General features: G+C 48.1%; 21 protein-coding genes and 1 pseudogene. 16 read left to right on the forward strand and 6 right to left on the reverse strand.

Features of this window, described 5'->3' with window-relative positions; all coding sequences use genetic code 11:
• Positions 1-2 precede the first annotated feature (2 nt).
• The 3 genes from umuC to BL249_RS03630 all read left to right on the forward strand — a co-directional run bounded on the left by umuC (position 3) and on the right by BL249_RS03630 (position 2,607).
• The gene (gene umuC, locus BL249_RS03620; protein ID WP_099704556.1) at positions 3-1,271 is read left to right on the forward strand and encodes a translesion error-prone DNA polymerase V subunit UmuC; all 1,269 of its coding nucleotides are present in this window, start codon (positions 3-5) and stop codon (positions 1,269-1,271) included.
• Between the two features lie 296 nt (positions 1,272-1,567).
• Positions 1,568-2,275: a ParA family protein gene (locus tag BL249_RS03625; RefSeq protein WP_099704505.1), complete on the forward strand. Its 708-nt coding sequence runs from the start codon at positions 1,568-1,570 to the stop codon at positions 2,273-2,275.
• Positions 2,272-2,607, forward strand: a complete 336-nt coding sequence (locus BL249_RS03630) for a stability/partitioning determinant (protein WP_099704504.1) — start codon at positions 2,272-2,274, stop codon at positions 2,605-2,607. Before BL249_RS03625 ends, BL249_RS03630 begins: the two co-directional genes overlap by 4 nt.
• Positions 2,608-2,980: 373 nt before the next feature.
• Here the strand turns inward: BL249_RS03630 and BL249_RS19415 are convergent.
• Positions 2,981-3,613: pseudogene (locus BL249_RS19415) on the reverse strand (recombinase family protein); the annotation flags it as partial.
• A 415-nt stretch (positions 3,614-4,028) separates the two neighbouring features.
• On the reverse strand, positions 4,029-4,889 hold the full coding sequence (locus tag BL249_RS03640; protein ID WP_000027057.1) for a broad-spectrum class A beta-lactamase TEM-1: 861 nt from the start codon (positions 4,887-4,889) through the stop codon (positions 4,029-4,031).
• A gap of 690 nt (positions 4,890-5,579) precedes the next feature.
• Between BL249_RS03640 and BL249_RS03645 the strand changes: the two genes are divergently transcribed.
• The 5 genes from BL249_RS03645 (at position 5,580) to BL249_RS03670 (ending at position 10,831) form a co-directional block, all read left to right on the forward strand.
• Positions 5,580-6,461 (forward strand): RepB family plasmid replication initiator protein, encoded by an 882-nt coding sequence (locus BL249_RS03645; RefSeq protein ID WP_099704502.1) that lies wholly within the window; start codon positions 5,580-5,582, stop codon positions 6,459-6,461.
• A gap of 993 nt (positions 6,462-7,454) precedes the next feature.
• A complete protein-coding gene (locus BL249_RS03655; protein ID WP_099704501.1) occupies positions 7,455-7,817 on the forward strand; it encodes a hypothetical protein in 363 nt (120 codons plus the stop codon).
• Positions 7,818-7,855: 38 nt separating this feature from the next.
• Complete coding sequence (locus BL249_RS03660) at positions 7,856-8,128, forward strand: arylsulfatase regulator (RefSeq protein ID WP_099704555.1); 273 nt, start codon at positions 7,856-7,858, stop codon at positions 8,126-8,128.
• Positions 8,129-8,279: 151 nt separating this feature from the next.
• Positions 8,280-9,542 (forward strand): DNA (cytosine-5-)-methyltransferase, encoded by a 1,263-nt coding sequence (dcm, locus tag BL249_RS03665; protein ID WP_099704500.1) that lies wholly within the window; start codon positions 8,280-8,282, stop codon positions 9,540-9,542.
• A gap of 50 nt (positions 9,543-9,592) precedes the next feature.
• Positions 9,593-10,831, forward strand: a complete 1,239-nt coding sequence (locus BL249_RS03670) for a type II restriction endonuclease (protein WP_099704499.1) — start codon at positions 9,593-9,595, stop codon at positions 10,829-10,831.
• Between the two features lie 176 nt (positions 10,832-11,007).
• Here the strand turns inward: BL249_RS03670 and BL249_RS03675 are convergent, their stop codons facing one another.
• Both BL249_RS03675 and repA read right to left on the reverse strand, forming a co-directional pair.
• Entirely contained in the window at positions 11,008-11,397 is a 390-nt protein-coding gene (locus BL249_RS03675; RefSeq protein ID WP_199073426.1) for a hypothetical protein, read from the reverse strand.
• Between the two features lie 889 nt (positions 11,398-12,286).
• Positions 12,287-13,162: a plasmid replication initiator RepA gene (gene repA, locus BL249_RS03685; RefSeq protein ID WP_099704554.1), complete on the reverse strand. Its 876-nt coding sequence runs from the start codon at positions 13,160-13,162 to the stop codon at positions 12,287-12,289.
• A 538-nt stretch (positions 13,163-13,700) separates the two neighbouring features.
• Here repA and BL249_RS03690 point away from each other — a divergent pair.
• Both BL249_RS03690 and BL249_RS03695 read left to right on the forward strand, forming a co-directional pair.
• Positions 13,701-14,264: a PAS domain-containing protein gene (locus BL249_RS03690; RefSeq protein WP_158233076.1), complete on the forward strand. Its 564-nt coding sequence runs from the start codon at positions 13,701-13,703 to the stop codon at positions 14,262-14,264.
• Between the two features lie 338 nt (positions 14,265-14,602).
• Positions 14,603-15,319 carry a helix-turn-helix transcriptional regulator gene (locus BL249_RS03695; RefSeq protein WP_099704552.1) on the forward strand — a complete coding sequence of 239 codons (717 nt, stop codon included), beginning with the start codon at positions 14,603-14,605 and terminating at the stop codon, positions 15,317-15,319.
• On the opposite strand, the gene BL249_RS03700 is transcribed toward BL249_RS03695, so the two are convergent.
• Together BL249_RS03700 and BL249_RS03705 are read right to left on the reverse strand one after the other, a co-directional pair.
• Complete coding sequence (locus BL249_RS03700) at positions 15,316-15,696, reverse strand: cupin domain-containing protein (RefSeq protein ID WP_099704551.1); 381 nt, start codon at positions 15,694-15,696, stop codon at positions 15,316-15,318. The genes BL249_RS03695 and BL249_RS03700 overlap by 4 nt on opposite strands.
• Positions 15,697-15,849: 153 nt before the next feature.
• Positions 15,850-16,221 (reverse strand): helix-turn-helix domain-containing protein, encoded by a 372-nt coding sequence (locus BL249_RS03705; RefSeq protein ID WP_099704550.1) that lies wholly within the window; start codon positions 16,219-16,221, stop codon positions 15,850-15,852.
• 304 nt (positions 16,222-16,525) lie between these two features.
• Between BL249_RS03705 and BL249_RS03710 the strand changes: the two genes are divergently transcribed.
• From BL249_RS03710 to pilN, 6 genes are all read left to right on the forward strand, one after another.
• A complete protein-coding gene (locus tag BL249_RS03710; RefSeq protein ID WP_099704562.1) occupies positions 16,526-17,035 on the forward strand; it encodes a transcription termination/antitermination NusG family protein in 510 nt (169 codons plus the stop codon).
• A 236-nt stretch (positions 17,036-17,271) separates the two neighbouring features.
• Positions 17,272-17,967: a hypothetical protein gene (locus tag BL249_RS03715; protein WP_143354776.1), complete on the forward strand. Its 696-nt coding sequence runs from the start codon at positions 17,272-17,274 to the stop codon at positions 17,965-17,967.
• Positions 17,968-17,978: 11 nt separating this feature from the next.
• Positions 17,979-18,221 carry a hypothetical protein gene (locus BL249_RS18605; RefSeq protein ID WP_143354777.1) on the forward strand — a complete coding sequence of 81 codons (243 nt, stop codon included), beginning with the start codon at positions 17,979-17,981 and terminating at the stop codon, positions 18,219-18,221.
• Positions 18,222-18,232: 11 nt separating this feature from the next.
• Positions 18,233-19,291: a toxin co-regulated pilus biosynthesis Q family protein gene (locus BL249_RS03720; RefSeq protein ID WP_099704548.1), complete on the forward strand. Its 1,059-nt coding sequence runs from the start codon at positions 18,233-18,235 to the stop codon at positions 19,289-19,291.
• 46 nt (positions 19,292-19,337) lie between these two features.
• Positions 19,338-19,763, forward strand: a complete 426-nt coding sequence (gene pilM, locus BL249_RS03725) for a type IV pilus biogenesis protein PilM (RefSeq protein WP_099704547.1) — start codon at positions 19,338-19,340, stop codon at positions 19,761-19,763.
• A gap of 24 nt (positions 19,764-19,787) precedes the next feature.
• Positions 19,788-21,419 carry a PilN family type IVB pilus formation outer membrane protein gene (pilN, locus tag BL249_RS03730; protein WP_099704546.1) on the forward strand — a complete coding sequence of 544 codons (1,632 nt, stop codon included), beginning with the start codon at positions 19,788-19,790 and terminating at the stop codon, positions 21,417-21,419.

Genomic DNA, 21,419 nt, shown 5'->3' on the forward strand with positions numbered 1-21,419 from the left:
CCATGTTTGCGCTTGCTGATGCAAACAGTTTCTATGTCTCATGCGAAACGCTTTTTCAGCCACGACTGCGCAGAAAACCAGTGGTGGTTCTCAGTAACAACGATGGCTGTGTAATCGCACGTAACGCTGCAGCAAAAAAATATGTAGCGATGGGCCAACCATGGTTTCAGATTAGGCACGCCAGTTTCCCTGAAAAAATATACGCGTTTTCCAGCAATTACGCGTTATATCACAGCATGAGCCAACGACTCATGTCGGGGTTAGAAGAAATGGCGCCACGTGTTGAGCAATACTCTATTGATGAGATGTTTCTTGATCTGACGGGGATCAATAACTGTATCCATTTCGAAGATTTCGGGCGACAGCTGAGGGCACATATTCTGCAGAATACCGGACTGACGATTGGTGTAGGATGTGGTCCCTCTAAAACGCTGGCCAAAAGTGCTCAGTGGGCCTCAAAGGAATGGCCGCAGTTTGGCGGCGTGCTCGCACTTACGCCTGATAATCCCCGCCGAACAGAAAAACTACTTTCACTGCAGCCAGTGGAGGAAATATGGGGCGTGGGTCGTCGGATTGCAAAACGTCTTAACGTACTGGGCATTAAAACTGCACTGGAGCTGGCTCATACTCATCCTGCATTTATCAGAAAGAATTTCAGCGTCGTTCTCGAACAAACTGTCCGTGAACTTAACGGCGAGGCCTGTATTCCACTCGACGAAATGCCACCCGCAAAGCAGCAGATTGTCTGTTCCCGCAGTTTTGGCCAGCGAGTGACTGAATACAATGAGATGAGAGAAGCCATCTGTCACTATGCTGAGCGCGCAGCAGAGAAACTCCGTGCTGAACGGCAGTACTGTCGGCACGTCAGCGTATTTATCCGCACTTCGCCGTTCACACCCGGCGAGATACACTACGGTAACGTTGCTGGCGAAAAACTGACGCTGGCCACTCAGGATACGCGCGATATTATAGCGCTTGCTATGCGTTTGCTGGACAGGATTTGGCTGCCTGGCCATAGATATATGAAAGCGGGCATCCTGCTGGATGATTTCACGCCGTCAGGCGTATCACAATTAAACCTGTTTGATGAAATACAGCCCAGGCCAAAGAGCGATATGTTGATGAGATTGATTGATGGTATTAATCAGTCCGGGATGGGTAATATCTGGTTTGCTGGCCGAGGCATTCAGCCACAATGGCAAATGAAACGGGAAATGTTGTCACCTGCATATACCACTCGATGGAGTGATATTCCTGTTGCCTCAATTTGAAGTAAAAAAGCATTCCTGTTACTACCTCCGCACAAAAGAATTCCTTAAAGGATTCCTTAAGGAATGCCACTACACACCCACAAAGAATTCCTTATGGAATTCAATTTAGAATCTTCATAGGATTCTTTAAGGAATCCCATTTGGGATTCATAATGAATTCTTTATTAGTTCCTTTTTTGCATTCTTTTTTGCATTCTTTAGGATATCCTTATAGAATTCATTTAGGCACCATAAAGGAATTCATCTATGAATACATCTATGGTGCCTAGTGGGACTAACCTGTAGAGGATATATGTATGCCGGTCATTGTATTCGTATCACCAAAGGGAGGAGCAGGTAAGACAACTTCTGCCTTAGCTTTAGCTATGCAAATCGCACTGCGTGTACCCGTTACCGCTATTGATGCCGACCCAAATCACCCAATTAAAACCTGGTCAGAAGGAGGTGACGTCCCTCAAAACATGACAATCATCTCGGATGTTACGGATAAAACCATCGGCGAGACGATAGCAGAAGCTGCTGCAAAAACGCCTTTCGTAATCGTCGATTTGGAGGGAACAGCAGCGACCATAGTCGCGTATGCTATTGCTGAAGCAGATTTCGTCATTGTCCCTACACAAGGCTCGCAACTGGACGCTGAGCAGGCTAGCAGGGCTTTCGGGCTGATAAGAGCACACGAGCGTGGTATTCAGAAACATAAGCCTGATTACAAGCTACCATATGCTGTTTTGTTTACACGGACTTCAGCAGCCATTCAAAGTCGGGATACAAAGCATATTCGTGAAAGCTTCAAAGCTGGAGGCATCCCTTTTTTTGAAACCGAGCTGAACGAGCGGGCCGCTTTTAAAGCTATGTTCTCATACCGTCAACTACTTGAAACGCTTCCCAGAGATGAAGTTTCAAATGTCGACAAAGCAATTGAAAACGCTGAAGCCTTTACACGTGAACTCATAACAAGAATTACCCCGGTAGCAACCCAGCAACAGGATAAGGTCACATTATGAGCCGCGTAGATCCGCTAGATAGCTTGAAAAATTTTGAGCCTAAAGTAGCCACAGAGCAGAAGCCGAAGCAAAGTAACGCAGAAATTGAGGAATTGGCTAATAAACATGGCTTTGTTGGTAGAGTGTCAACGGTGCCTACGCCCCCAGCCGACCGCTCTAAGCGGAGGTTCAAAACCGGACGCAATGTACAAATCAACATTAAGGGGGAGCAGGATACCAAAGATGAATTATATCGCGTTGCTGATATGATCGATGAGCCATTAGGTGAAACGCTCAAACGTGCATTAGCAGCTTTGAGACGGGAACTTGGAAATGGACAGGGCACAAAGTAGCCTCAACACCGGGTGCAGGGCGTTACACTGGCTCATATTGCCAGCAACCGGCACAATCATCCCATCCCTGGCGAGTTTGGTCATTGGTCAGCAGACAGTCAATGACCAGACAGTTACGGTCATCAGCTATGTTATTAATCTCACTAAATAAATAATCTATCTGCTCTTTCAACTGTTCGTCGTTTTCAGCGATTAAAGGCATCCGGTATTCATTCTCCCCTAAAATTTGACCGTCGAATTCAGCTTCTATGAACCAGTCGATTAGCTCTCTGGTTTTTTTCTTCCCACGGGTAAATTTACTGCCATTTTCAATCGACACAAACAGCGTCATGGAATGTGGGGCGGGGGAGTCGACAGGGTTTTGTGCCAGGGTTTTAGCCTCATTCTGGCTGGCTGCATGTTTAATGGCACTGCTGATCGTGCTCCGGCTGCAACCTATCGTTTTCTGTACCTGTGTCCAGGAGCTACCGCTCAACAATAACCGGTTGATAGCATCGTAACGTGGCTTATTGATCTGCCGCCCGCGGTATTTACCCGCCGCTTTTGCTTTGGTTATCCCCTGTTGCTGACGTTCCCGTCGCTGCTCGTAATCGCGCCGTGCAATAGCGGCCAGCATGTCGAGCAACATATCATTGATGGCCGCAAACATCCGGCTGTCAAATTCATTGGCTCTGGGAGAAAGGTGCTGCCAGGTGGTGGGAACATTGACGGCCACAACCCATACGCCACGCTGACGAATGATCGCTTTCAGTTTCTCCCACTCATCTCCTTTTAAGCGGGAAAGGCGATCGACGTCCTCAATAAGCAATACATCCCCTGGGCGGCTGTCATTGAGCAAACGAAAAAGTTTGGGGCGTTCCAGGCGCGCTCCTGATTCATTCTCAGCATAATAATTACAGATGATGACATTATGCTCATGAGCAAAGCGGTCCAGCATATCGCGAGCACGTTGTGCATCCTGCTCATTTGTTGAAGCCCGCAGGTAGGCGCGAACAAACGTAGACATGGTACTGTTAGAGTCCTTTAGTGATACCGGTCTGGTTAGGGTTGGTACTATCACTATATATGGTACCGGATAATACTAGTTCGGTATAGGGATACTTAAACAGAACTATCAGACGGGGATATATACCATTACACTTGATTGATTCATAGTGATTAACTATGATTAAAAATAAATAAATCAGTATAAGCCGGAGTAAATAAATGAAGAACGATACGCAGGCAGTAACCCGGGTGCTGACAGCTCATGTGCCATTACCGATAGCTGATAAGGGGTCTGACGCTCAGTGGAACGAAAACTCACGTTAAGGGATTTTGGTCATGAGATTATCAAAAAGGATCTTCACCTAGATCCTTTTAAATTAAAAATGAAGTTTTAAATCAATCTAAAGTATATATGAGTAAACTTGGTCTGACAGTTACCAATGCTTAATCAGTGAGGCACCTATCTCAGCGATCTGTCTATTTCGTTCATCCATAGTTGCCTGACTCCCCGTCGTGTAGATAACTACGATACGGGAGGGCTTACCATCTGGCCCCAGTGCTGCAATGATACCGCGAGACCCACGCTCACCGGCTCCAGATTTATCAGCAATAAACCAGCCAGCCGGAAGGGCCGAGCGCAGAAGTGGTCCTGCAACTTTATCCGCCTCCATCCAGTCTATTAATTGTTGCCGGGAAGCTAGAGTAAGTAGTTCGCCAGTTAATAGTTTGCGCAACGTTGTTGCCATTGCTGCAGGCATCGTGGTGTCACGCTCGTCGTTTGGTATGGCTTCATTCAGCTCCGGTTCCCAACGATCAAGGCGAGTTACATGATCCCCCATGTTGTGCAAAAAAGCGGTTAGCTCCTTCGGTCCTCCGATCGTTGTCAGAAGTAAGTTGGCCGCAGTGTTATCACTCATGGTTATGGCAGCACTGCATAATTCTCTTACTGTCATGCCATCCGTAAGATGCTTTTCTGTGACTGGTGAGTACTCAACCAAGTCATTCTGAGAATAGTGTATGCGGCGACCGAGTTGCTCTTGCCCGGCGTCAACACGGGATAATACCGCACCACATAGCAGAACTTTAAAAGTGCTCATCATTGGAAAACGTTCTTCGGGGCGAAAACTCTCAAGGATCTTACCGCTGTTGAGATCCAGTTCGATGTAACCCACTCGTGCACCCAGCTGATCTTCAGCATCTTTTACTTTCACCAGCGTTTCTGGGTGAGCAAAAACAGGAAGGCAAAATGCCGCAAAAAAGGGAATAAGGGCGACACGGAAATGTTGAATACTCATACTCTTCCTTTTTCAATATTATTGAAGCATTTATCAGGGTTATTGTCTCATGAGCGGATACACATTTGAATGTATTTAGAAAAATAAACAAATAGGGGTTCCGCGCACATTTCCCCGAAAAGTGCCACCTGACGTCTAAGAAACCATTATTATGGACCGGGCAGAACGCTGAGGAAACTGATTTGGGTAATGCCCGTCGTTGTCGGTGCAAATAACAATGAAGAGCCTGAAGCGGGTCATATATACCGGGTGAATCCAGATGGTCGTTAACGCATTTACAGTCCGCAGCTCCGTGAAACAGCAGCCCCGGTGCTGGATTTTCTGGCTGCCTGTGCGGGGCATGTCTCGGTTGAGCAACTGGCCACAGTAGTGGCATGGGGAGATAACATCCTGACGGAAAAACCAGTCCACGATATTGAGTGAATATCAGTGCAATCGGAGTTATCCACTGAATAGAACAATAATAAAGTTCAATTCAGGATCATTAACAGATTAAATAAGAATAAGGATCTTCTCAGCCCTTTAATCACGGTGCTTTCTGGGATAACGGATACACTGTACCGGGTTGAAAATCCATTGTAGAGGGTCTGCGCTCCATTGTACCGGGTGACATATCCACTATACCGGGTGGATATGATCCATTGTACAGGGTAGGATCCTTTTACTGTCCACAAACTTCGCCTGGTTAATATGTCTATTAATAATAATGAGTTAGCATTATTTATTGAAGAAGAACACAAGGAAAGCGGTGAGGTTATCCACCTGCTTCCGACCCTTCGCCAGACCATCCAGCCGAAGGTTCTTCTGCGATTAGGTGTGTTTGTCCCAACATTGAAATCCACTGAAAAGGGAGGCAGGAAGAGTCACAGCATTGATGCCACGGAATCACTGTCCCGGTTATCCATTGTAGAGGGTGAGGGTTACAATCAGATCCAGATTTACGGCCCCCGACTTGATATGGATACAGACTTCAAAGTCTGGGTGGGCATTGTATATGCGTTGTCCAACAAGAAGCTGAACCTGGATGGACAGCTGGAGCTGAACTTCCCGGAGTTTGCTAAATATTGTGGTATCGACAGCAAACGCATAGATCGCCAGCTGAAGGAACGCTTCGATGCCTCGTTAACCCGTATTGCCCGAACGAACATCAGTTTTATCAAAAAAGTACCCGGTACAGACGATCAGATAACCATAAACATGCACCTGGTTGAGTCCACGTATTACGACAGCTCCACGGGCAAGATCATCCTCAAACCTAACTCAAAACTGAATACACTGTACCGGGTGGATGGCAAAACCAGGCTGTACCTGAAGTCACTCCAGAAGCTGTCACGCAAAGAGTCAGCCCAGGCACTGTATCTCTACCTAGCTGAGCTCCCCAGTACATTTTACAGAATAGGCTTTGACCGGCTGCGTGAGCGCCTCCAGTTGACCTCTCATCTTGGCAACCAGAACGCCACGGTAAAAAAAGCCCTTCAGCAGTTAAAGGATATTGGTTTTCTGGAGTACTCTGTTGAAAAAGAGAACGGGGACTATGTTCTCAATATTCTGAAACGGAACCCGAAACTGTAATTGGGGTCTGAAGCCCAATCGTACGAAAACGTACGTTAAGTACAATTGGTGGCCAATTTTGCTATTTTCTGAAGGCCACGGCATCAGTTCACAAGGCTGCTAGCCTGAAGGGCACGTGGACGATTCCCCTCTCCAAACCGTCGACAACATACAGTGGGTTCGCAAACATATTGCTAACAGGGTGAACATCAGTCATTTTTCTATGTCCATTATGTTTTGATATATCAGACAGTTACTTCACTAACGTACGTTTTCGTACGATTGGACTTCAGACCCCTTATCTGAATTTTTTAATCTCAGGACAAGCGAGCCGTGCGCAGCCTGTCATTAAATGCCGCTTTGCGGCATGGAGGCGCCAGCCGGTGCTGAATACAGCTTTACTGGTGAGTGGCGCCGTAGCCCGGCGCAGCCGGTTACGTTGTTGACAGGTTCTGCCAATCAATCCCTTCCGCCCTGCCAGGCGATACCCCGCTTTAAGCGATACAGAAGCCTCTGTGCGCCGTCGGAGTGGTCACGACAAGGCGTAGCCGCAGTCGGGGCGTATCTCCGCGTTATGCGGCCCGTCAGGGCCGCTTACGGGCGTGTCACTCAGGACTTCCAGCGATACTACTTAGGGGTTTGGGGAGTAGTGGAACCAAAAAGACGGTTAAGCGGTTCAATTAAGTGGTCAATAACAGCTAAATCAATCTGTTGAGATCAATTGCGTCTTTTGCTCTGCAAACGGCCAAAATGAGTAGAGCCAACCTGGCTATCTCATTTATGGCAGCCAAGAGAGGCAATTCACAATGTAAATTGGCTGGTTAATTTTTGGCTATTTAAAATGACCTCTTAACGGCAGTTACTGTTCCACTGAGCCTCAAACCCCAAAAGAGTCTCGCAGAAACAGAAACCTGGGAGAAAATCGTGGGAAGCGTTCTTTTTGGTGGCAGTACCTGGACGCTTCGCCCGGATATGGACGATGAATAAGCTGATGAGATAACCGGACTTAATTTTATGAAAAAAACACCATCGGGAAACACCGGGCAGACAATTAATCATGCTGAATTCATTAATGATATGCCTGAAGAGGTGCTGATAACGTTACACAATCTTATTGTTAACAGACTCAATATGTTACAGCGCAAGCGAATCCGGCAAAGCATGGAGGATTTTCGCCCCGGGGATGTGGTCAGCTTCCGGACTGAAGACGGGAAAACCGTGACCGGGGTTCTGATCCGTCTGAATAAAAAAACGGTGACAGTCCATACCGAAAGCGGTGCCCGCTGGAATGTTGCGCCGCAGCTGTTGACCACAGTTAAACGACAGCTGGGAGCTGACCGCCAGCCAGATAATACTGTCGAAAAAAAACTTCATTAAGGTCCTAAGGGTCCGGAGCCACAAATTCGGGGATGAAAATGATCGATCTGACAGCAGAACAGCAACAATTAGCGAAAATAGTTCATGACTATGCCAGCCAGTTCCCTCTGACAGAGGATGGTGATGCACAATTACTGCAGAGCTGTTATGACTACATGGAGGCGTTTAAACGGGTGATGGACAGCACATCAAAGGTGCAGATGGACTACATCTGCCTGCAATATCCTGGATATTTTCGCTTTGCGAAATGGATGGAGCGACTGGCTCAGGGGATTGCTGATGGCGTCATTGGGGTTCCAAAAGTTCACTAAAAACCACAGACAGTAGATTTTGGTAATTCCGGTGTATTCCCTCTGAATAAGAAATCTCCTGTGGGACTTTTTCCAGTTTTTTGGAAAAAAACCTAGTTTGCGGGATTTTAATGGGTCATAATGTCCCCAATTATACCCAGAGGAAGAAAAAATGACGCATGTGCAGCCGCTTGAGCTTTTAAAGCAGGCCCGTAGCAGATACACCCAACGAGAAATTGCTGAACATGTAGGCAAAGATACTAAGACAGTAAGACGCTGGGAGAAGGGAGAAACGCCATGTCCAACAATGCTGGTTCCTGCATTGAGAGATTTGCTTCAGCAACCTGCAGGTGACTCTGCTGAAAGTGGCAATTGTTTCAGTTTTATTGATCTGTTTGCCGGCATTGGTGGCATTCGACTCGGTTTTGAAGCTCACGGGGGAGAGTGTGTTTTTACCAGTGAATGGAACGATTTCTCCAAAAAAACTTATATAGAAAATTATGGCGATCATCATCCTTTCATTGGTGACATTGTGCCATTTCCGGCAGAAAATGTACCAAACCATGATGTGTTACTCGGAGGGTTCCCGTGTCAGCCATTCAGCATTGCCGGTGTCAGTAAGAAAAATTCTCTTGGACGCCCACATGGTTTTGAATGTACCACACAGGGAACATTATTTTTTGATGTTGCCAGAATTATAGCAACCAAAAGACCCAAAGCGTTTTTGCTGGAAAATGTAAAAAATCTCCTTTCGCATGATAAAGGAAATACTTTCAATGTAATTATTAAGACTCTCAGGGACGAACTGGGTTATGACGTACACTACAAAATTATAGATGGACAACATTTTACTCCTCAGCACAGAGAGAGGATTATAATAGTTGGATTCAGGGAAAAAACGGATTTTTCATGGGATGCTCTTCAACTCCCGGCAGATGGACCTCATCTGGATTCTATTCTACATAAAACAGATGGAAGTGAACCTGTACTCCCCTGGGATGAGGATCGATTCTTTAATCATAAACAGCAGGTAGTACAACCAAAATACACGTTAACCCCAAAACTATGGGCTTATTTACAGGCTTATGCAGAAAAACATAGGGCTGCTGGAAACGGATTCGGTTTTGGCATGGTTTATCCGGACAGTGTTACCCGTACACTCTCAGCCAGATATTATAAAGATGGTTCGGAAATTCTTGTTTACCAGGGTAAAAATAAACGCCCTCGTCGTCTGACTCCACGTGAGTGCGCCAGATTAATGGGGTTTCCTGATACGTTCAGAATACCCGTTAGCGATACGCAGGCTTATCGTCAGTTCGGAAATAGTGTGGTAATGCCTGTAATGCGTGAGGTGGCTAGTATAATGGTTCCGTATATCCAGAAGATGCTTGAGCAGGAATGTACTGGCAGAGCTCAACCTTCGCTTTTTGTCTGATGATACGGATATAGTAATATAATCAAAACCGAAAAAACCAGGATTAAGGGATGAAGCAAGGTTATCTGTCGCAGTATTTCGAAGGTGTGGCACTCAAACGTCTCAGTGCAGTTGAAGCTGATGTTATTCGCTCAAACCAGCATGAGTTTAACGGAGTTGAAGGCCTGCGGGATATCCTTGGAGAACCCGATGGAAAAGTACGTTTTTCTGCAAAATTTTTGTATCTTACAGACCTGGATGATGAGCCTGTGGTCGAGGATGGCTTTCTGACGTGGTACGACGCACGTCAGAGAGCGAGACTTGAGCGCCATGTCATGCGTTGGGAATACAGGCTCTATTTCCCGACAAATCTTGTATCACAATGCGCTTCAGCAGGAGACCTGCTGGTAATAGCCAGGCTGGCAAACGACTCACTACTGGCTATTGTGGCCGAGAATGGAACCACGATTGAGCGACAAATAATGTGGTTGTTTGGATTTTCGGAACTTGCTCATCCTGGTTTTTCCATCAAATCAGAACTGGAAACGGAACAGGATCGCATTGGCTTTGCGGCCAGAGTTATACTTGAACAAATAGGTGTTGAGGCTGAAGAGGAAGCACCTAACTATTTAGATCAAATGCTGGATAAATTTAATGGTTCGTTCCCGAAAACAATCGAATTTTCTTCCTATGCCAGAAGTACTGTTCGAGACCTTTCCAGTAAGGACGACCCTGATGTTGCATTATTTGTCTGGATGGAGCGTGAAGAAATTTTGTTCCGCACTCTCGAAAAATATCTTTTAGGTGAGAAGTTGCGTAGCCTGACTCAGGCAGGAATAGAAGATACAGAACCATTCATAAAATTAGTTCAAAGTGCATTACAGCGCCGTAAATCAAGAGCGGGTTCTGCGCTTGAGAATCACCTGGAACAGGTCTTTTCCGATCACGGTGTCACATATACCAGAACCGGAGTAACAGAAAACAACCTCAAGCCTGATTTCATCTTTCCTGGTATTTCGCATTATCACGATTCGGAATTTTCTCATGCCAGACTGACTATGCTGGCGTCTAAATCGACCTGTAAAGATCGCTGGAGGCAAATATTGAATGAGGCAGCACGCATTCCAAACAAACATCTGCTGACGCTGGAACCCAGTATAAGTGAAAACCAGACGAATGAAATGAAATCTGAGCAAGTACAGCTTGTTATTCCTCAGGGACTTCATTCTAGCTATACAATGGCACAACAGACATGGCTTATGAATATAGCGGGATTTATCGACCTGACACGGCACCGCCAGACGGTCTAATTGCTAGCAAAGTTGATACGCCGACGACCAATTAACGTTGCAGCAAAATTTTGGCGACTTCCCACTTACAACCCCTACATCTGCCTACAATATCTTGGCTATTTTCGTTTTGCGAAATGGATGGAGCGACTGGCCTAGGGTATTGCTGATGGTGTAATCGAGGTTCCGAAAGATCACTAAAAAATTGCATGCCGGAATTTTCGGCGGTTCCGGCGTAGAACCCCATTATCCGTCTGAAGGGACAGTTTCCGGCACAGCTCCTCGCGCTCCACCAGGGCATTGAGCATGGCATCAGTTGTCACGTTCTGTGCGGTGGCCAGTGACGCGACACGTTCACGCAGGTCGTCAGAGAGAAAGACGCCAGCCCCGGCGGCAACCGCCGACGGTATCCTGACGCGGCGTGATACGGGCTTGTAGATTTCGCCCGTCTCAGGCCTGATTTTCAGGCCAGCCTTAAGCCAGCGGCTCAGCTCTTGGGGAAGGATATCCGGGTTGTCCTTCAGAAAACGCGCACGGTTTCCGCGCGCCGTTCCGTACACGCTGTCAATGTAGTCGGTCAGCAGCATAACGATATCCACAGAAGTGTTTATAAACACAATCGTTTATATCATATGCATCCCGGACAGGCGAGCAGTGCGCAGCCGGTCCACTGAATGACGCGAAGCGTCATGGAGGCGCCAGCATATGTTGAATATGGCACTGTGAGTGAGTGGCGCCGTAGCCCGGCGCAGCCGGTTACGGTGTTGATAGGTTCCACCAATCCATCCTTACGCCCTGCCAGACCAAAACCCGCTAAAAGCGATACAGAAGCTTTTGTGCGGCGTCGGAGTGGTCACGACAAGGCGAAGCCGTAGTCGGGGCGTATCTCCGCGTTAGCGGGCCGTGAGGGCCGCTTACGGGCGTGTTACACCAGACCTTCCAGTTGCACCACTTAAAGCGATTTTAAATCTAGTTACAACATCAATTTTAACAGCGGTGCTTTTCCCGGGCCTTTGGCCCGGGGGGGGGGGGCGCTGTTCAGAGTGGATTGGAGGAGTTACGTTTTGGCCATGATCCTGGTGCCCGTCGCGAAGCGATGGGAGGTACCTTTTTTTTTCGAACCGGCGAGAGCAAAGCTCGCTGCAAGGGCGGATATTATTAGCTGTCCACAGGACAGCGAGCGAATAAGTTATTTACTTTAAAGGAGTAAAGGTCTTACAGGGGGTTTAAAAGACTAGTGGCGGTCTGTAAAGCGCTTCGGTGAGCACAATTTGCCGAAGGTGTCTTGCAGTTAAATGTGCATAACTATAAATCGACGTCGGCGCCGGCGAAATCTGGTCGATTTCTGTGATAGTTGACGCCGAAAATGGAGTGAGTGTCCGGAGTATAGGTGAACGGGTGAACATTTATTGAGCAACCGCAGGCAGGGGACGTGCGGAGACCTCCGAAACTAACCGGAGGCAGAAAACAGAGGAGCTAGGCTGGCGAAAGCCGGGTGGTATATCGTCGCGATTTGACCATGCGTATCATGACCCGCTCTTCTATCAGCTCTTTGACGCCGGAGAACGTAAGGCTAATATGTTTTCCCTGGCGGATTTCACGGTTAACCTGGGCACGAACGGACAGCTCGACTTCCTTACGGGAGCGCTCGGCATCACGTTTGGCGCGAGCGCGCTCTTCGCCTTCAGCCTTTCGCTTCAGGCGGTTCTCTTTGAAACGAGTATGGAACTTGCTCCAGCCCTGGCTAATCAGTTCACCGATATCAAGGCGGGACTGACCGCGGCGTTCGCGTTGCTTGTTCTTCCACTCGGCACGGCTAGTGCGCGCCGCGGCCACTGCTTCAGGAGAAATGTCCAGAGCTTCGAAGAACGCAGACGTAAACGTAATATCGGTCGGCATATAGCAGCCAATCTCTGAGTCGAAGTTTTTCATGGAATAAGTGACCAGGCCGAAGTCCTCGGCCAGCGACCGCAGCGCGCGGGTAGCACGAGTGATCGAAACGCCACTTTTCTTCGTTTCAGTCGCAAGGCCGCACTCTATCGCTATCGTCGTCAACGATGCGTTGACGCGATTTAAGAGGGGGTCATAGTGGTAGCAGATAGCCTGTATTAACGCCTCCAGCGCCCTCAACCTTAACGGAGGGGGCATGCGGAAGCGCTTACCCTGTGAGCGGGCAAAAGCAACAAAGAGAGCAAAGGCAAATCGTTCAGTTAAGCCCGCGGCCTTGGCCATGAGCTTCTTGTTAAACGGTAGAGTCGCTTTCTCTTCATCGCTGCCTTTTTTCTTCGGCACTGCAAATTTAGGGAAAGGATTTTTTACCTGTCGGTAATAGGTGAAGTTTTGTTCAGCCACACCCGCCCGGTCTTATGGCGGACAGGTATTGTTTTCTGAGTTGCATGCGTTATAATCTCTCACAGGCCAGCGCCTGCTTTTGACCCCCTGATATCTGATCCAGCCGCCAAGTTGAGAGCAGATTTCGGGGGGTTTTTGCATTTAAGGTCCGATGTTCAGGAGCCTTTTCCCTTTGGGCATTTCAGGATATGCCCATCCAACTAAACTATGCCGCCTTAAGCCGCACTGTCTTTAATCCTTTTGCAGGCCAGTTGATTACAAACCAGACCTTGATAATCATCCGCAAATATTACCCTTTTTTTATCCGCTTGCAACAAATGGATCCCAGCAGAACGATCCCCATCAACTTAGCCAAATAAAATATCCTTATAAATCATAAAGTACACTCATGGCTCTGAAGATCTCGCACGCGCCCTCGCAACATCCTCTCCACACAGGACTTAAGGCTAATTAGCTCCCTAAATATTGATCTACATCAATATTTAGGGAGCTAAAATTAATAATGCCAACATTATGTTCACTTAAGAGTGGGAAAACGATGACTACTCTTTGCACACCAGACAAACCGACGCCAATAAAAATATCCAAACAGGCTATGCATTTTTTCAAGCAAAGTGAGGAACCATGGGGGGTTAAAGATGCCCAAAGTCGCTACATTTACGCCAACCAGGCATACTTTAATTTTCTTGAAATTCATGAAGATATAAGTAAAGACATTACGAGATTTAGCTATGAGGCCATCCCGGCACTAGCCTCTTTGGCTGGCAGGTTGATCGCTCACGACCAAAAAGTCATGCAGACAGGTCAACGCCTCGAAGCTGTAGGAACGCTGTTAATTGGAGAAAACTACCGCTCCTTTGTGTTTGAAAAATATCCTTTTTTTGAGGAGAGTGGTCGTATCGTGGGTACGGTGTTCCATCTGAAGCCATTCGAACGGCTTTCTATGGGGTACTTTTTGGAAAAACCATTCTATGGTGAAGCAACGTTCTCTCCTCCAACGGACATCTTCACTAAACGGGAGTGGGATGTTCTGTTCCTGCTGTTTCGCGGTTTGCTAAGAAATCAAGCAGCTGAATTTTGGGGATTTCTGAGATTTCAGTGAGAAATGTTATCTCGCGTTTATTTCTGAGGACGGGCTCTTCATCAAAAGATGCACTGCTGGAACTCGGTGTCAGCAAAGGATGGCACTTATACGTACCGCCCAGATTTGCATCGATCGGTTACGATATTTTGTTTAAAGGTAATATGTAACTATACCACTTTAATTTAGAGAAAAATAGGTGCAACTTGTACCGGTACATTCTGCACCTATTTTTAATCACCCGCCCCCATAAACTACTTCCAGACGACAGGGATTACCTTCCTGCGCTGATTCACTAATGAAATAGCTTTGAACACCTATATACTACATTTTCCTTCTGACTAATTAAGGAAAAGAACATGTCTCGAAAAATCAATAACGAATATTTCAATCATAACTACACACACTTAGAAATCCCCATCGTCTTCCAAATTTATATGGATAATCTGGATGAACCGTGCGGAGTTAAAGATATTTCCTCAACATTTGTATATGCTAATAAGGCATACCATGACTTGCTCAACCTACCCAAGGGATACAATGTCACAGGCCGACTAGATAGCGAACTTCCCGCCACTACATCAGAATACGCTTCGATGTTTCAGGCGCATGACCGTCTTGTTGAGAAAACAGCTAAACGTCGAAGTTCACTAGAAATTCACCCCTTTGGAAGAGAGCAACAGCTTAAAGCTTACTTCTTTGATAAAACACCTTTCCCTGATTCATCTGGAAAAACCGTTGGGACTTTTTTCCATGGTCGTAAAGCCGAACATTTATCTCTGCGTTTTTATACAAAAGGAGACAAGGCTGAATCTTTATTACTTACGCTTCCGAGCATTATATTTTCAGAAATAGAGTGGATGATTATATTCTATTTGCGATCTCACTTATGCAGAAAGGAAATTGCAATAAAAATGAATCGTTCTGAAGGATATATAAAAAACATAATTGCTATGATATATGATAAAGCGGGAGTTACTAATACGCGAATGCTTATCGATTTTATTAGAGAAAAAGGTTGGCACCGATATGTGCCAGAACAGCTCCTGACACATCATCACCGTATATTACCTTAGCAGAGGTCATCTAAAACAATTCTGTCCGTGCTCAGGTGTGAATCAGGGCATAAGAAAATAAAATCGAGTTGTGTCTTTGCACACAGCTGATGCGCAGTATTACCGGAGATGCAAAATGTGTCTCCTTTTTTAACGGGATAATGCCGCTTATTCTTCAATTCGCCATCGACCAGATCGGCAAGGTAGATAACGCCTTCCCCATCCAGCATGGAATACCACTCGTCACCCTGCGTATGCACATGGCAACTAACCTTTGTTCCCTCATCCATGCGAGTACCAAAGCTGTTCAGCGCAGTTCCCTTCTGCAAAGGGGCAATTCGGATGCCGGCAACAGGGTCATACACCGCGTTGCCAATTTCTTCATAAAAACCTTTCATAATGCCATTCCTTTTGAAGAATTAATAGTGCCAAGACGGCACTATATTGCCTATTACTGTTCTCGTATGATCCAACGCATTGAATCGGTACACGTCTCTTCTCCCCGCCAAGAGCAGAGATAAATAAACTCAGACGCATATATAAAATGTCCGTTAACCTGCGGATTTACTGATGAACTCCAGAAGACGCTCAACCATTTTTTTGGCTTCATCCAGCGATGCCTTGCACTTACGCGCATCATCGTGAGCGTCATAAAACGGGTTGAGGGCATCGCTATTCTTATCCCGATGGTATTTCAGGATAGCTTCTGCCACATCGTCATCAATTGTGTAGAAGTAGCTTTCCGGATAATCCAGTGCTTTTGCGATGCGGACGATAACATCAAAAGAAGGTGTGAACCGACCAACTTCATAATTAGATAGTCGAGAGCGAGGATTGCTGCCATCTACATCAATTAGTTCAGCCAGCTTTTTCTGTGATAGCCCTGCGGCTTTTCTTGCTGCTTTTAGTCGCTTAGGGACCATGCTGTCTCACCTCGTTATGTAGAGGACATGATACAAATCACTTGGGCATCTGGAATGATGCAACCATCCATCAAATCAAACATGCTTGACTTGATGTCCCCTCTTGAATAATATGCATGACGTTCCCCCGTTCTACCGCCAAGAGAACAGGGCACATCCTAACTAAGAATATACTGAGCAATAACACTGTCAGAATTGCAGGGAGCTGAGAGAAACAGCCCTTATTTCAACGCTATCGCCCAGTGTATTCGGCTCCTCCGGATACAGAATGACCCTTACGGGGATCGGTTCGGGCGAGAGCATGATGGATTTAGAAAAACTTAACGGACAAAACTGGTATCTTGCTCAGTACATTACTGGCGGCAAGAACCGCGAAAACCTTTTCTCCTGGCTTTCAGATCTTGATGTCACTCCCTGGACTCCATTAAAAGTTAGCTATATTCGCCGCTCGGACAAGATTTGCAGTTACCGTCGGCGAATCGCACCACTCTTTCCTGGTTACTTTTTCCTTAAGGCCAATTTGGCCACACAGCCTGTGGACATCATCCGGCGTCACTCTGCTTTTTGCAGTTTTGTGATGAACGGTTCGCAGATAGCACCACTCCAACCATCAGTAGTGACCGGACTGATGAAACTTCATCCGGACCCAACGCTGAACCTGAGCGCTACAGAAGAACTCGAAGCAGCCTCACAAACGCGGCTTTCTGATTCTCAATATCAATATCTGTTGAATCTGGATCAGGAAACCCGTCCAGTCTCACGCGTTGCGCTCCTGATGAATCTGGTATTCGAGCCCGGACAGCAGGGATTCTGACCTTACCCCCGCAGTCCAGTACCCTTTCCCCGGTGTTATGCCGGGGCTTTTTTTCCCCCAGATACACTATCCCTGATACCCATCGCCGGGTCCCGGCAATGGTGCCTGAACCGGTCCCGTCATGGACCCCCAGTCCTTTTTACCGGTTTGCCAGCGCTGGCGTCTTTCCTCTGGCGGATGAAAGACCAGGCACCATTGCCGGAATCAGGTAGTGCCATTTACTGAAGGACAACACCGTGTACCCCGTTGATAATTCTGTTCCGCACCTGCTCTGGTGCATTTTGGTAGCACTACGAACTGCTGAAGAAGACTCTCCATTTCCCTCGGAAAAAGCCCGCCGGCGTTTTATTTCTGACTGGCTGGATATGGGCCGCGATAAACCTAACTTTCGGGGCATGGCTTCAGAGTTCACCACCCTACGCGAATTGCTTGAGAAGACAGATAAAGCCACCTGCGTGACGGACACGCTCGCTACGCTGCTTGACCATGCTTATGCGGCAGAACAGTGCGACTTTTTTCGTTTCAGATCCGCGTTCAACACGCTACTTCAACTTGGCTGGCAGCACACAGTCTGCCGCTTTCCAGAGAACATCACCTCCGAGCTGATGAACCGAAGGAAAGGAGACCGCAGGCATCTGCTGCAATTGACCCGCACTGAGAATGCCTTTCACTCCGTCGGAAATATGGTTAAGCCAATCACCTTCCAGCTTCTTTTTTCCAAAAAGGATGAGGAGCAGCTCGATGCAGAAACGACATTCCATAGAGAAGGCTTTCAGGTGGTATACGCCAGGGAGGAACTCAATCTGACAAAAGATCGCATTATCCGCACCTTGCATATCGGTATCCCCTCTCTTCCGGAAGATGAATGGAATCCACAACAACGGGACATCTGGCTGCCTGATAACGGGCCGGTCAGTAAGGCCTACCATTGAGGGCATACAACATGAGTTTAACCGTTACCGATCGGGATCTACGCGAGCTAAATATTCGCCGCGCAGCTGCAATCGTTGCATTTAAACGTGCCTGCCGCATTCGAGCCAAAGCACCGGAGAAAATGCCACTCAGTAGCCTTACTGCTTTACGCACCGAAATTGATAATGCAGAGGAGGACATCCAGGCATTCCGACAAGACCACCTGTGCTTAACCCTCTCCGCCAGCGCATCACTTCCCACGGCACTTCACTGACGATAAAGCCTATGAAAATCATTCATACCACTATGCTGCTTCCGGTATTACTGGGCGGCTGCAGTATGTCTCACCAAAAGCAGACTGACGTTGATGCCCGGCAATTCGTGGATGGACAGATAACCACCCAATTGCAGCGTATTGCCATGGCACAGAAAAACCTGCAGCAGGCTTCCCGAACTATTACACCCAAATCTCCACCGGTGGCCAGCCCCGCCGCCCCCACATCAACCCAGGCTCCAGCCCCATCAACCACAGGAACGCTACGCGGGTTATCTGCTATCAAATCGCTGGGGACTCCGGAGCCTTATTCAGTCGTAAGGATCAACTCACGGAATCTGAAGCTGGAAGCTATGCTAAAAGCCATTATTCCGCAGGGATGGACACCAATAATTTCAGCTGACCTGAAGCGGAAATTTACCTCAACGCTCAGCATGACCGCTAACGACCAGTGGCCTTATATCCTTGAGCAGTTGCTGCAGCAGCATGGCTGGGTGGCACTCATCGACTGGTCTAATAAACAGGTGTCAGTGGCATACCGGACACCGGCGTTCTCAGCCAGTCCACCGGCGGCATCTTCTCAACTCCCTCGCCCGGAGCTGCTTAAAACCATTACGGCATCTTCTGGCGTGAAAACCTCAGTGCCACCTGGCACTGCTACTCCCCGAAATCCTTTCAGTGATTCCAGGGGAACAGCAGATAAGGTCACATCAACTTCACCAGCTGGAAAAATTCCAGTTAATGAACCGATGAGCCCTAAAGTAGCTCCGGTCCTCAAACCGGTTCCCCTACCCAAAATCTGGCGCATCGATGCCGGTAATACGCTGAAAGACGCATTGTTCAACTGGGCTGCCACAGAAAAATGCGCCACACCAGGTGTGAACAACTGGACTGTTGCCTGGCTGACGTCAGTCAACTACCGGGTTGATGCTCCGCTTCAGTTTGAGGGTAATTTCCGGGAGGTCCTGAACAAGCTGTTCACGCTCTATGGCAGGGCACAAGTACCGCTTTACGCTGGCGTTCGTAGCGCACAATGCGTCGTATCGGTTGATGATAAGGAAATTCACTGATGAGCCTGTTGCTACACCCTCCGGGGAGTCCCGGTAAGGAGCGATAATGATCTACTGGATACTTTCCGCATTTCTGGGATTCATTATCTGGGTAAATGTCCCTCCTGACGATCAGGCTGGTCTGCAGCTGCAGGAAAGCATACTTAACCAACGTGCTGTGCAGACAGTCAGCTACATCAACGAGATTAATGACTGGCGTTATAAGAACCCTTCGCAGCAGGACGGAACGATTCCTGACAGCTCTCTCGGTTGGTCAACCGTACCGGATTTACACAACGTACTGCAGGCCGGCCGGGTTTATGTCTGGCAGCCGGATACACCGGGACTGATGTCAGCGCTTCTTGCTCAAACCAGGCAGAGCGCTCTGGTTGGTCGGGTCGCTGCCCGCCGTCTTACTGACAGTGCCGGGAATGATATGCAGGTTGCAGTACCCGCGAGTATCGCAGACGGCAGCCTGGTCTATCTCAACTAATCCTCTCTCACCGTAAGGTCAACAATGAAAAAATACCTCCCCCTCACCGGGCTGGCGACGGCGCTTTGCCTGTTGCTAACCGGATGCGCGCCGTTAGACCGCATTGACCGGACAGATAATCAGGTGTCCGCAAATGAAAAGCAGGCTGACAAACACATGCAGACGCTGAAAAGCGGCGCTGTCGTTCGTGACCTGTCATCCCAGTGGATCAACCCCTATCCCTTAAATACCCAAGCAGGCAGTAAAAACCTGATGCCTCCGTGCCAAGTGGCAATTAATCGACCGGGCAACATTACGCTGGCCGAAGTCAGCGCCTATATCAGCAAGCGCTGCAAAATTCCGGTCGTCGTCACACCGGATGCGCTGGCGATGATGGCGCCAACCGGTGGCAAGACGGAGCAACTGAGCGGACCTATTCCGGCGCCAGATGCAAATGGCATGGTCCCTCTGGCTTCGCTCGGCGCCCCGCAGACACGCCCTGCGCCGATTGCTGCTTCGGGCAATGTTCTCAGAGGTCTGTTCTGGCAGGGTGAAGTGAGCGGAATGCTCGAAAACGTCACTACCCGGCTGGGATTATCATCGCGCTTTGAGAATGGCCGTATCGCTATTTTCTACCTCGATACCCGGACCTTCCCGGTCATGTTCATGGACAGCGATGCGTCCTTTGGCTCCAACACAGTCAGCGGCACCACGTCATCCATGGGGGCTACCGGTGACAGCAGTGGCGGCGGACTGAAGGGAGACTCCAACACCTCTCAGTCAACGGAGATGAAAATTAAATCAAATCTGTATGAGGACGTATCGAAAACCATCAAGACAATGTTAACGCCGGATACCGGTCGTATGAATCTCTCTGCCGGCGTACTGACAGTGACCGATACGCCGCGTGTTCTGGAGCAGATTGGCCGTTACATCGATGACCGCAATACAGAGCTCAACCGCCAGGTCGTACTCAACGTTCAGGTCTACAGCGTCGAAAAACGCACACAGGACCAACTGGGCATCGACTGGAACGCCGTCTTCAACAGCGGCAGCGTCGGGTTGTCTTTGACTAACGCATTTACCGGCGCCGCCTCCGATGCCCTGAGCGGTGGCGTCTCCATTCTGGATGGCAAAGGCGCCGGAACAAAAGCGTTTGTTAAAGCCCTCTCTGAGCAGGCCAATGTCAGTGTGATGACCGAAGCCTCCAGTATGACCACCAACCTGTCAGCGGTGCCAATTCAGGTTGCCCTGCAGCAGGACTATGCCTCAAACGTCACCACGGAAAATACGGCAAACGTCGGTTCATCAAGCAGCATCACTAAATCGACCATCACCACTGGCTTCAACATGACAGTGCTGCCGTTCCTAATGCCGAAGTCTCCGAAGATGCAGCTGCAGTTTGCGATCAACATGTCTGATGATCCAACGATGCGCACCTTTACCAGTGACACCACCTCAGTCGAGCTGATGAAAACGCGTCTGAAGACGTTTACACAGCGCGTCATCATGCAGTCCGGGCAGACCCTGGTGCTGAGCGGCTATCAGTCACTGAATGACACGGCCAATCGTCAGGGCGTAGGTAGCTTCCGTTTCTTTGGACTTGGTGGTGGGGCGAACGGCGAGAAAAACAAAACCATGCTCGTCATCCTTATCACGCCTATCATTCTGGGGTAA

It is taken from the genome of Erwinia sp. OLFS4, assembly GCF_002752165.1.
In the GTDB taxonomy this organism is placed as follows: Bacteria; Pseudomonadota; Gammaproteobacteria; order Enterobacterales; family Enterobacteriaceae; genus Izhakiella.